This is a genomic window from Paraburkholderia lebeckiae (assembly GCF_014201005.1).
In the GTDB taxonomy this organism is placed as follows: domain Bacteria; phylum Pseudomonadota; class Gammaproteobacteria; order Burkholderiales; family Burkholderiaceae; genus Paraburkholderia; species Paraburkholderia tuberum.
Map to the genome: position 1 here is coordinate 19,861 of NZ_JACHDK010000038.1, position 11,752 is coordinate 31,612.

Genomic DNA, 11,752 nt, shown 5'->3' on the forward strand with positions numbered 1-11,752 from the left:
CGCGCGTCACAGGTCGAGCTGATAACCGACGTAATAGGAGAAGCGATCAGTGTCGCTCACGTGAGTGAGGCCGCGCCCGGCGGAGAACAGGATGCGGTCGTGCTCCGTCAGCCCGTAGGTGCCGCCGAGGTTGAAGCCAATCGCGGACGGATCGTCATTGGTCGCCGCCCCGGTGTAGAAGACCTCGCCGCCAAGCTGAAGTCGTTCGCCGAACTTGCGCAGGACGGCCCAGCCGCCGGTCCAGTAACCCTTCCGTCCCGCACGCCGGTTGACGACGTATCCACCACCGCCGAACGTCGTCCAGTCACCGATCGTCTTCTGCGTCCACAGCGGTAGCAGCACGTGCGCGTGGCCGTCACCGAGGCCCAGGTGGTCGTTGCCGGACGGCAGTGTGACCCTGGGCGCGAACGCGACCTGCGGGCGCCAGCCCGCCTCGTCCTCGGTGATGAAGCGGTACTTCGCGCCCAGTTCGGTATCACCGAATCCGTAATGGGTGCGATCTCCGGTTTCGTGCATGAACGCCATGCCGACCGTCGCGTTGATCTGCAGGTTCTCCACCAATCCGTAGTTGATCTCGAGACCCGGCAGCGTGCCGCTGTGACTGCCGGCGCGCACGGTGCCCGACGCGGCGGCATCGATTTCGAAATGCCCCCGTTCGACGGGTTCCGGATCGTCGGTCACGAACGGCGGGCCGGCAAGCGCGCCATGGCAAACCAGGCATGCGCCGAAGGCGAGCGCCGCCTTGACGAATCGCGCATGATACGGGGCGCGGTAGGCGGCCGACTCCGGATGACGGGTGGACGACATGAGGCCGATTCTCCTGATCGAAGGGTGGCCGGCGCTGCGTGCGAGCGCCCGGCATGAGGCACGAGCGGGATGGGTCAGGACGGTTGGGGCGGGCAGATGCGCGGCGACGCGTGGCCGGCCGGCGCGAACTGCGGATGCCGCGCCGGTCCGTCAGACACGCGGACCGGCGCGGCGCGCGGGGATCAGTGGCCCGCGTCGGAGAACTGCGGCGGGCGCCATTTCAGGAGCTTGTTCTCGAGCTGCGTGAGCACGAACTCCGCACCCAGCGCGACGACGGCGAGCACGATCATCGCGGCGAACACGCCGGCCGCGTTGAAGGCGCCCTGCGCGGTCGAGATCAGCAGCCCGATCCCTTGCTTCGAGCCGAGGAATTCACCGACCACGGCACCCACCAGCGCGAACCCGAAGCTCACGTGCAGGCTCGCCAGGATCCAGCTCATCGCGGCCGGCAGCACGACCGTCAGCGTCACGGCGTGCTTCGAGGCGCCCAGGATGTGCGCGTTCGCGATCAGGTTGCGGTCCGCCTCGCGCACGCCCTGGAACGCGTTCGAGAACACCACGAAGAACACCATGACGAAGGCCAGCGCGACCTTGGACGCCATGCCGAGCCCCAGCGCGATGATGAACACCGAGCCGAGCACCACGCGCGGGATCGAGTTCGCGATCTTGATGTAGAGGCTGAAAACGTCGGCGAGCAGCTTGTTGCGGCCCAGTACGATCCCGGCCAACACGCCTGCCACGCTGCCGATCAGGAAGCCGAGCCCGGTTTCCTCCAGCGTCACCAGCACTTGCACCCAGAGCGGGCCTTGCGAGGTTCCCTCGGTGAGCCACTGCCAGATCTGCACGGCGATCAGCGAAGGCGTCGAGAAGAAGAAAGGATCGATCCAGCCCACGCGCCCGGCGAGTTCCCATCCGCCCAGCGTGACGACCAGCACCGCGAGCCGCAGCACATACACCAGCGTCTGGCGCCGACGTATGCTTGCCTGGGCCCGCACTTCCACCTGCCGCAGTTCGATCTCGTTCGATGCGGCTCCTGTCATCGGGATATTCATGCTTTCCTCAATGCGCCTCTGGGCGCTCAGATGTGGACCTCGTCGCGAAGATCGTTCCAGATCTGCCGCGACAGTTCGATAAAGCGGGGGGAATAGCGCGCTTCCGCGACATCACGCGGGCGCGGCAGGTCGATTTCGTACGACGTCTTGACGGTCGCCGGGCCCGACGTCAGAACGAATACCTTGTCCGCGAGCGCGATGGCCTCCTCGATGTCGTGCGTGACGAACACCACCGACGCGCCATTCACGCTCCACAGATGCAGCAGTTCGTCCTGCATCAGCGTGCGGGTCTGCACGTCGAGCGCCGAGAACGGCTCGTCCATCAGCAGAATCTCGGGTTCGTTGATGAAGGTCTGAGCCAGCGCGACGCGCTTGCGCATGCCGCCGGAGAGCTGGTGCGGATAGTGGCGCTCGAAGCGAACCAGACCGACGCGGCGAATCCATTCCATCGCGCGCTCGTACGCCTGCGCCTTGCTCTCGCCACGGTACAGCGGACCGGCTGCGACGTTGTCGAGCACGTTCTTCCACGGGAACACCGCGTCGGACTGGAACACGAAGCCGATGCGGCGATCGATGCCGGTGACCGGATTGCCCCAGATCCTGACCGCGCCGGCGCTCGGCGCGGCAAGGCCAGTAATCAGACTGAGCGTAGTGGACTTGCCGCAGCCGGTCGGTCCGACGACGGCGCAGAACTCGCCCTTCGCAACGCACATGCTGAAGTTCTGCAGCGCCATGATCGCTTTACCCTCCGGGCTGACGAAGCGGCGGCTGACACGATCGAGTTCAATCGCCGGAACGTCGTTCGACGCAGCGGCGGGATACGGCATGGTTGCCTGGGAGGCTGTCATTGGATTGCCACCTTTAGGAGACTGGATTCGACGAAACGCCCGCGACGGCTCGCTGCCGGGCCGTCACGCAGGCACGGCTACTTGACCTGCGCGGCGTTGACGAACTCGGTGGTGAAGGTCTTCGACAGGTCGATCTTGTGCCCCATCACAGCTCTATCAAACGACCCGAGCACCTTGAGCACGGTGGGCGGCCCCGATTCCGGCATGCGGCCGTCGGCGATGAACGACACCTTGCCGTTGGCCAGCGCCTTCATGTACGACGCGCGGTCCCCAGCGTAGTAGTCGGCGGGCATCTGCGCGGTGATCTCCTCCGCGCTGTGCGTGTTGATGTAGCGCAGCGTCTTGACGAACGCGTTCGCGAGTTTCTGCACCGTCGCCTTGTGCGACTGTACCCAGTCGTTCTGCATGTACAGACTGGCCGCCGGGTACAGGCCGCCGAGCCACTTCTGCGTGCTCTCGGGCGAGCGCAGATCGACCAGGACCAGTGCGTCACCGGTGTTGACGAGGCGCGAGACCGTCGGTTCGGTGGTCATGCCGCCGTCGATCTTGCCCTGCTTGAGCGCGGCGATGAACGTGTTGCCCGCGCCAACGGGCAGCGCCGTCATCTCCGACGTCTTCACGCCGTGCGACACGCCGAGGTATTGGGTTAGGAAGTTGGTCGACGAGCCAAGCCCGGTGACGCCAAGCGTCAAGCCGCGGAAGTCGGCGGGCGACTTTACCTTGCCGGCGAGCTTCGACGAGATCAATTCGACTTCGCCAGGCGTGTGGCTGAACTGTACGACGGACTCGATGTACTTGCCTTTCGACTGCAGGTCGATCGTGTGGTCGTAGAAGCCGACGACGCCCTGCACTGTGCCGGCGACCAGTTCGTTCTCGGCATCGACGCCCGCTGCCTCGTTGATGAGTTCGACGTCGAGGCCCTGCTCCTTGAAATAGCCGAGCCGCTCGGCGAGCTTGGCCGGCAGATAGATCTGCTTTTCCATGCCGCCGACCATCAGGGTGAGTTTCTCGGCGGTATGCGCGGCCGGAACCAGGGTGCCGAGCATCAGCGCGCCAGCGGCGATGCGCAGGACAGTGTGTTTCATGGGATGTCTCCTCCGGTTTCGATAGGTATGGCGTGCCGTTTTCCACATGGCGTTCGCGTCGCGCCCCGGATCAGGGACGGGTGGGCTCACGGAACGGTTTGAGTTATACGGGGCAACCTTAAAGTCAGGCTGAACGGAAAATGAACGCCTATTCAGGGACCGCCGGCGCCGCACGCGGCATGCGCCCGGACCGATCCGCGCGGCGCCTACCTGAGCTTCGCCAACTCTTCGCGCGCCTCCACCGCGCTCAGCGGGAAGTACGCCGAATAGCGCACCGGCTCCTGGCCGTCGCGGCTCAGGATGTAGCGCAGGAACGCTTTCACCGGCGGCGTCAGCGGACGGTTCAGGCGGATGTACATGTAGCGTGTGAGTGGATACTTGCCGCTCGCCGCATTCTCGGCATCGAGCGCATAGAACGGCTCGCCGTCCCGGCGCGCCACCGCCAGCGTCTTGAGTCCGGGGCCGCCTTCCTCGAGTCCGCCAAAGCCGATCGCGCCCGGATTCCCAGCGATCGCGCGCGCAGTGTCGTCGATCGATCCCTCGTGGACAGCGCCGTTCCACGCTCCGCCTGCCAGCACCATGACCTGCATCGACATCGCGTTCGGCGCGACGTGCGGCGGGATGTAGATCGTGATCGGACGGTCGGCCCACTCGCCGGTCAGGCCAAGCTGGCCCCACCGCGTGATACCCGGGTTCCGCCGCAGGATCGACGCCAGTTGCGCCAGCGTGACGCCGTTGAGCGGATTGTCCGGATGCACGAAGATCGCCTGGGCCGTGGTCCGTTGCGGCGTGTTGAAACCGCCGCGCGCGACGCGGATTTCGAGCGGCGCCGCGTGACGGATCTGCGTACAGGCAGCCCGTTCGTCCGGCCAGAGTTCGCGGCCCATCGGCGCCATCGCGGTGTCGCCCGCGAGCAGCGCGTGAAACCCGTTCAACGTGCCGAGGTGTTCCCATCGATCGCCCTTGCGCACGGCGGGCTGTACGTGCGTGAAGCCGTCGATCCACGTGTCCATCAGCGACTTCATCCCGTCGCTGCCGACGCTGTCGATCTCGCCGTGCAGGCCGGCCACGGGACGATAGACGGCCAGTTGCGCGTCAAGCGGTGGCAGGAAGCCGTCGAGCTTCGCGCGCTCACGCGCCGCCTGCGCGGCGGTGAGCGGCGCAAAGCGTTTCTGCGCGGCGACGATCGCCTGACCCTCGTCGCTCAGCGCAAACGCCACGAACGCCTTGACCTTGGGCGGCAGCGGCGCGCCGGGACGCCGGTTCACGGCGAGATAGGCCGCCTGCCCGTCGAGGCTCGCGACGCGAACGAACAGCGGCGACTTCATCATGTCGCCTGCGAACTGGTGCGCGTACGGCTGCAGCTCCGTCTGTAACGGCTCACGCGCGAGCGGTGCGATATCGGCGTCGCCGAACATGAGCGCGCCGAATGCGGTCGCACTGCCGGCGTGCCGCCAATGCGGCCCGCGATGGATCCCCGGCTGGCGTCGCTCGAAGACGGCCAGCCACGCGTCGAGCAGCGGCCCCATCGCGTCGTCCCCGACGCTGCTGAGCGTTCCGCTCAGGTTCGGGAGCGATCGATAGGCCGGCAAGCCTGCAACGGTATCGGCCGCCTGCGCAATGCACGGCGGCATGAGTGCCAGACAGGCCGCAAGCAGGAAGCCGGCTCCGGTACGACGAGGGCGCACCGCGGGCGCGCATGCATCCTGCGAGCGCAATGGCCGGGACGAGCATGACAGGGGCGGCATCGATGACGATGCGCGCCGCCATGGAGAATCGAAAACAGGCACGGGGGTCTCCTGCCGGATGTGGAGAATGGCGCGCAGCGGGCCGGCTTCCGGTCAGGAACGCGGCCCCGCCATCGCGCCCGGAGAAGCTGCCCCGACGGTACGGCGGCACGCTGAAGCCAACCTGAATCGATGCTGAAAATTCGTTCATGCTCGGCAGGGCGTTCCATGAACGGATTTTCAGGATGTCTTCAGATTGTGTTCATCCGGCGACACTATCGTTGGACGCATGGCATGGGCGCTGCGCCGTTCGCCGCATCTCGCGCAGGCCGGCGCGATCACCGCGTTTCAACTTTCGCGCCGCCTGCCTCAAAATGGAGCGGCAGTGGAATCACGCACGCTTTGAACGAAGGAGGAGACATCTCGTGAATCGCAACCAACCCCGTTGCGGGACGAACCGGCGCATGCCGCGCCGCCGTTCGGCACGCCTGATCATTGCCACTGCCGCGGCGTCGGTCTGGGCGGTGGGCGCCGCGGGTGCCGACACCCCATCCACGCCGATGGTCGAGTGGGTTGTGCCCGCGCTCAAGACGGTGGCGCCGCAAACCAGGGAACAAGCCGATGATGGGATGAAGGTCGGACGCGCGCTGGCCGAGCCGGAAATCCTGCAGCCGCGCCTCGACGCGGCCCTGCCCGACTACCAGCCCCGCACCGACCTCAAGCTCGCCGGCACGTTCAGGGGCGCGGCTTCCGACGTGCTGCCGTCGCTCGTCAACCGCTGGATCGAAGGCTTCAGGCAGTATTACCCGAACGTCGACATCCGCATTTCCCCACCGTACGCGGGCAGCCTCGGCGCGAAGGAGCTGGTCAAGCAGAAGCTCGACTTCGTGTTCGTCTCGCGCGAGCTCAAGCCGGACGACGTCACCGACTTCAAGGCGAAGTTCGGCTACGGCCCGCTCAGCGTACCGATTTCCGGGGGCTCGTACCGGCATTTCGGCTTCCTGGACGCGATCGGCTTCTTCGTCAACAAGGACAACCCGCTGGAAAAGCTCAGCTACGACCAGATCGACGCGCTCTACTCGCGCACGCACCTGCGCGGCGGCAAGCCGATCAAGACTTGGGGCGACCTCGGTCTCACCGGGGAATGGGCGGACAAGCCGGTGCACGTCTACGCGATCACGCCGTGGAACGGGTTCGAGGAGTTCATCCGGCAACGCGTGCTGAGCGCCAACGGTCAACGCGGCGAGTGGCGCGACGACATCCATTACGACAAGCTCGTGTTCCCGCTCGCGAAAGACGTGGCCGACGATCGCTACGGCATCGGATTCTCGGGCATCGCCTATATCGACGCGCCCGTGAAAATGCTGCCGCTTGCCGCATCGGACAACGGTCCGTACGTCGCGCCGACGTACGAGAACGTCGCGCTGGCGACCTATCCGCTGAGCCGGCTGATCTATTTCAACACCAACAAGGCGCCCGGCAAGCCGCTCGATCCGGCCATCGCCGAGTTTCTCCGCTACGTGCTGAGCAAGCAGGGCCAGCAAGCCGTGATCGATCACGCGATGTACGTGCCCCTGCGCGCGCAGCAAGCGGATAGCTCGCGCGCGATGCTCGCCAACTGACCGCGCGCCGCTCGTCTGCCCCTCGCCAACCCGGCGCCGCGTGCCGGTCCCGCGCATTCCCGCCGGGCGGCGCCGATTCCTGGAGTGTCCACGTGCACGGACCCATCCGCGCCGCCACGGCGGCGCTTTTGCTCGCCTCGGTCGTGTCTGCATACGCCGCCACGACCGCCGCGCCCTACGCGCAGCAACTCGTCGATACCACGCTGGCCGCGCATCCCGAGCTGACGATCCTCGCGCTGCACGTCACCCCGCCGACGGGAAGCGACAACGTCATCATCGCGTCGAACATCGGCCGTATCGGCAAGTCCGCCGATGCCGACGACCTGGCCGTGCTCGACAGCGGCCAGCCCCGCGTCGAGGTGACGAAAACCGGCGATCTGTCGGTCGAGCTGCCGATGCGCGACGCCAACGGCAAGACGATCGGCGTTATCGGCTCGACATTCCGCTACGCGCCGGGCGTCGATCGCAACATGATCGTGCGCCGGGCCGAGCAGGTGCGCGACGAGCTGGCCGGAAGCACGCCATCGCTCGCGGCGCTGTTTCGACCCACGCACTGACTGGCGTCGTCCGTCTGAAAATCTATTAAGGATACCTTCAGGTCGGGTTCAGCTTCATGGCCCACCATCGTGGCAAGGCGAAAGCATCGCCGATGCACGACCCGCGTCGGCCGGGCCGACCCACCCCGATACGCAGCACGCAACGAATCGTCCCGCCGAGGGCGAACTCACGAGTACATCTTCAATCAGGAGACGCACATGAAACAGACGCAGAGGGTTGGCGGGTTGCGCAGGTCTGCGGCGGCAGCGGCCGCGGCAGTGATCGGCATCGCAGCGCTGGGCGCGCTGACGTCGCCGCCGGCATTCGCCCTGAAGTACGCGGCCGTCGAGCATCACCTCAAGGTCGACCCGTCGATACCGATCTGGCATCCGGGCGAAGTCCAGTCCGTGCCGGAGGAAGACCTGCGTCTCGTCGGCGCTGACGTAATGGATGAAATCACGCTGGGGTGGATCAAGATGTATCGCAAGGCCTATCCGCGCCTGAGCGTCACCATGGAAGCCAAGGCGTCCGGTGCCGGCGGCCCGGCGCTGACCAACGGCACGGCGGACCTGGCGCCGGTCGGGCGCGAATTGCTGCCGGCCGAGGAGCAAGCCTTCGTCGACAAGTTCGGCTACAAGCCGCTCGCCATTCGCGTCGCGACAGGCAGTGTCGGGTCGCTCGGCAAGACGGCGACGTCGGTCGTGCTGGTCGACAAGGACAATCCGATCAAGGGATTGACGCTGGCCCAGCTCGACGCGATCTATTCGAAGACGCGCAATCGCGGCCACGCCGAGATCACCACGTGGGGCGACGTGGGGCTCGGCGGCGAATGGGCCGACCGGCCGATTCACCTCTACGGCCTCAAGCCGGTCAACGGCATCGAATACTTCCTGAAGCTGAACCTGCTGGAAGGCGGCGAATACAAGGACAACATCCAGTTCGTCAAGGGCAAGGGCTTCACGCATGCGTTCACGGTGGCCGCCGAGGACATGGCGACGCACCCGGGCGGGCTCACGTACGCACTGCTGGCCAACGTCACGCCGAACGTGAAGGTGGTGCCGCTGGCAGCCAGCGAAGGCGGACCGTTCCTCGCGCCGACACTGCAGAACGTGTACACGCACAAGTATCCGCTCTCGCGCTATGTGTACATCTTCGTCAACAAGAAGCCCGGCGAGCCGCTGCAGCCGAAGATCAAGGAATTCCTGAAACTGGTGTTGAGCCGCGAGGGACAGGACGTGGTCGCGAAAGAAGGCGTCTATATCCCGTTGACACCGGCCGTCGTCAAGGAAGAGCTGGCGAAGCTCGATCAGGCGGAGTGACCATGCGACGCGCGAACGCGCAACCGGCGCCAGTCGCCGTGACGGCAACGGTCGTTGCGACGGCCTCCCAATTTCAGGCTGAATTTGCGTTCAGATCGCGTTAACGCTCGTTCAAGGTGGCGAGCCTACACTCGACTCGCACCTGCTTCCATGACGCCCATCGGGCAAAGAGAGGAGACACATGAAGATCCTGACCAAGACCCTGCTCGCCGCGACGCTCGGCCTCCTGTCGGCTTCCGCGCTGTATGCGGTTGACACCGCCGTCGCCGCGCCCGAACCGCACGCCAGGAACTGGACGCCGCCGAGCGCGAAGATCTTTGCTCAGAAACTGTCCGAGCAAATCATGCAACAGCATCCCGAGTTACTCAGCGTGACTTTGCACGGCGTGCCTCCAGGTATGCAGGATGCCTACACGATGTTCGCCGGTTCCTACCTCGAGCGCATCGGCAATGCCGACGATCCTGACGACATCGACATCTCGAAAAAGGGCATCACGATCGTCGACCCGCGCTGGCATCGTCCCAATGACACGGTCAAGAAGTTCGTGATGATGCTGCCGCTGCGCGACGCGAGCGGCCAGAACGTCGGCGAGATCGTGCTCGCGTACAAGAACGACGGTGCCAATGCAAAGGGCGAGACCGCCTTCTTCCTCGCATCGACGGGCCTGCGTGACGCGCTGCAGAAGCAGATCCCGAGCTACGCCGCGTTGTTCGAGCCCGCGAAGTAGCCGCGCGCACGGCCCGCCGTTCGCTTGCAATGCCTCGTCCCCGGCGCGCCGGGGACGAGGCTGTATTCAACGAGCCATCCCCATTCAGGAGTCTGACCATGCGTTTGCGAATTTCCGCGATCGTATCTCTGACGACGCTCGCGGCCCTGTGCGCGACGCTGCCGCACACTGCCTACGCGGCGGCGCCCTCGGTCGATGCAGCCAGCCCGGCGGGCGCACCTCTGCCGTTGATCGGCAGCACGGCACTGCCGGACTACAAAGGCGATTTCGACCACTTCGCCGCCGACGTTGACGGCGGGCGGCTGTTCCTCGCCGGCGAAGACGGCGCCACGCTCGAAGTATTCGATCTCGGCAGCGGCAAGCATCTGCGCACGGTCAAGGGTTTCGACCAGCCCCACGCCATCTTGTACCTGCCGGACCTGAACCGTCTGATCGTCACCGACAGCGGCGCCGGCATGACGCGCATCGTCGACGGAACGAGCTATCGCGTCATCGGTTCGATCCAGCTCACCGTCGGTGCGGACTCGATGCGCTACGACCCGTCGCGCCGTCACATGTACATTGTCACGGGCGGTAAAAACGCCGAGCCGAAGATGACGCGGACGATCGTCTCGGAGGTCGATCCGCGCACGGGCAGCCACGTCGGCGACGTGAATTTCGACACCGACTTTACCGAAGCGATGGCGGCCGAGCAGCGCGGCCACCATCTCTTCGTCAACGTGACGGGCAAGAGCACGCTCGCCGTCGTCGACAAGGCGACGCGCCAGGTGATTGCGAACTGGCCTATCCATGGCGCGGAACTGAATGCGCCGATGGCATTCGACGAGACGCATCGACGCCTGTTTGTCGGCACGCGCAAGCCGTTCAAGCTGCTTGTGCTCAATGCCGCGAACGGCAACACGATCGCGACGTTCGACGCGCCCCAGCGCACGAACGAAGTGATCTTCGACGAAGTCAACCAACGCATCTACATGGCCGGCGACGACTATCTTGGCGTGATCCAGCAGAAGGATCCCGGCCATTACGAGGAAATCGCACGCGTGCCGACGGCCAAGGGCGCCAAGACGGCGCTTCTGGTGCCTGCGCGCCACTGCCTGTATGTCGCGGTCTCGCCTGGCGAATCAGGCGCTGGCGGAAGGCTGCTGCGCTTCGATGTGTTGCCGGGCACTGGCGTGAAGACGCCTGCCGGAAAATAAGTGCTTGCCACGGCTCGTCTAAATCCCAGAGCTCCACATCCGCGGGTGAAACCATTCTCGCGTAGCTGACTGTTTCTTGGCGCGGCAGGGACTTGAGAAACGCACTCGGACACTGTGCGCATGCTCGCGGTGCTGCTGTGGTTGTCGTTCTTTTTCGGGATGTATAACGGCGCGATGGTCGCGGCTCTGACTGAAGTCATGCCGGTCAACGTGCGCGTCGCTGGTTTCTCGCTCGCTTTCAGCCTTGCAACCGCCGTCTTTGGCGGATTTACTCCCGCCGTGTCGACCTGTCTCATTCAAGTGACCGGCGACAAGGCGGCGCCCGGTTATTGGTTGAGTTTCGCAGCCGTATGTGGCCTCGTCGCGACGCTTGTGCTCTATCGACGAGGGGCGGTGCAGCGGAGCGATCGGCGACCGTCGCCTGACGGGTCGCGCAAGGCACGCATCTCGTCGCCTGGCCCGCAGAGCGGCGGGATAAAAGTGCCTATGCGCCCCGCGCCGAATGATTCGGTTCCAACAGCCTTTGCCCGCGGATCGCCGCGTCCCGGCGAACCGGCATCTCACGACCGGGTTCACCACTGTCCGCCCGCAACGTGCTGTTTTGTAAGCAGGCGAAGTGCATTGCTTAAACTTCAGGAGACATTTCCATGCAAATCACCGGTATGTTGCACGGCGCGCGTCTGCTGCAATTCGTCGGATTTCCGGCGAGTGAGATCCTCGGCCCGAGCGCCAGCGAAGAGGAAGTCAAGGCGCTGATCGACCGTCATCGCCAGATCTTCATCAAGCCCGTCTTCAAGGGCGGAGTCGGCAAGAAGGGCAAGGCAGGTCTGCT

10 protein-coding genes and 2 pseudogenes are annotated in these 11,752 nt (G+C 65.3%); 7 read left to right on the forward strand and 5 right to left on the reverse strand.

Features of this window, described 5'->3' with window-relative positions; all coding sequences use genetic code 11:
• Positions 1-6: 6 nt before the first annotated feature.
• The 5 genes from HDG39_RS33010 to HDG39_RS33030 all read right to left on the reverse strand — a co-directional run bounded on the left by HDG39_RS33010 (position 7) and on the right by HDG39_RS33030 (position 5,426).
• Entirely contained in the window at positions 7-807 is an 801-nt protein-coding gene (locus HDG39_RS33010) for a transporter family protein (RefSeq protein ID WP_184012281.1), read from the reverse strand.
• A 182-nt stretch (positions 808-989) separates the two neighbouring features.
• Positions 990-1,859, reverse strand: coding sequence for an ABC transporter permease (locus tag HDG39_RS33015; protein ID WP_184012283.1), 870 nt, complete (start codon positions 1,857-1,859; stop codon positions 990-992).
• 26 nt (positions 1,860-1,885) lie between these two features.
• Entirely contained in the window at positions 1,886-2,686 is an 801-nt protein-coding gene (locus HDG39_RS33020; RefSeq protein WP_184012297.1) for an ABC transporter ATP-binding protein, read from the reverse strand.
• A 98-nt stretch (positions 2,687-2,784) separates the two neighbouring features.
• The gene (locus tag HDG39_RS33025; RefSeq protein ID WP_184012286.1) at positions 2,785-3,792 is read right to left on the reverse strand and encodes an ABC transporter substrate-binding protein; all 1,008 of its coding nucleotides are present in this window, start codon (positions 3,790-3,792) and stop codon (positions 2,785-2,787) included.
• Between the two features lie 206 nt (positions 3,793-3,998).
• Complete coding sequence (locus tag HDG39_RS33030) at positions 3,999-5,426, reverse strand: substrate-binding domain-containing protein (protein ID WP_184012288.1); 1,428 nt, start codon at positions 5,424-5,426, stop codon at positions 3,999-4,001.
• A 518-nt stretch (positions 5,427-5,944) separates the two neighbouring features.
• Between HDG39_RS33030 and HDG39_RS33035 the strand changes: the two genes are divergently transcribed.
• The 7 genes and pseudogenes from HDG39_RS33035 to HDG39_RS33065 all read left to right on the forward strand — a co-directional run.
• On the forward strand, positions 5,945-7,141 hold the full coding sequence (locus HDG39_RS33035; RefSeq protein ID WP_311667962.1) for a PstS family phosphate ABC transporter substrate-binding protein: 1,197 nt from the start codon (positions 5,945-5,947) through the stop codon (positions 7,139-7,141).
• 128 nt (positions 7,142-7,269) lie between these two features.
• The gene (locus HDG39_RS33040) at positions 7,270-7,698 is read left to right on the forward strand and encodes a hypothetical protein (protein ID WP_184012290.1); all 429 of its coding nucleotides are present in this window, start codon (positions 7,270-7,272) and stop codon (positions 7,696-7,698) included.
• A 198-nt stretch (positions 7,699-7,896) separates the two neighbouring features.
• Entirely contained in the window at positions 7,897-8,997 is a 1,101-nt protein-coding gene (locus tag HDG39_RS33045; protein WP_184012291.1) for a PstS family phosphate ABC transporter substrate-binding protein, read from the forward strand.
• 181 nt (positions 8,998-9,178) lie between these two features.
• Complete coding sequence (locus tag HDG39_RS33050; RefSeq protein ID WP_018423292.1) at positions 9,179-9,724, forward strand: hypothetical protein; 546 nt, start codon at positions 9,179-9,181, stop codon at positions 9,722-9,724.
• A gap of 98 nt (positions 9,725-9,822) precedes the next feature.
• Positions 9,823-10,920, forward strand: coding sequence for a YncE family protein (locus HDG39_RS33055; RefSeq protein WP_184012293.1), 1,098 nt, complete (start codon positions 9,823-9,825; stop codon positions 10,918-10,920).
• Positions 10,921-11,037: 117 nt separating this feature from the next.
• Positions 11,038-11,313: pseudogene (locus HDG39_RS33060) on the forward strand (citrate-proton symporter); the annotation flags it as partial.
• A gap of 254 nt (positions 11,314-11,567) precedes the next feature.
• Positions 11,568-11,752: pseudogene (locus HDG39_RS33065) on the forward strand (carboxylate--amine ligase); the annotation flags it as partial.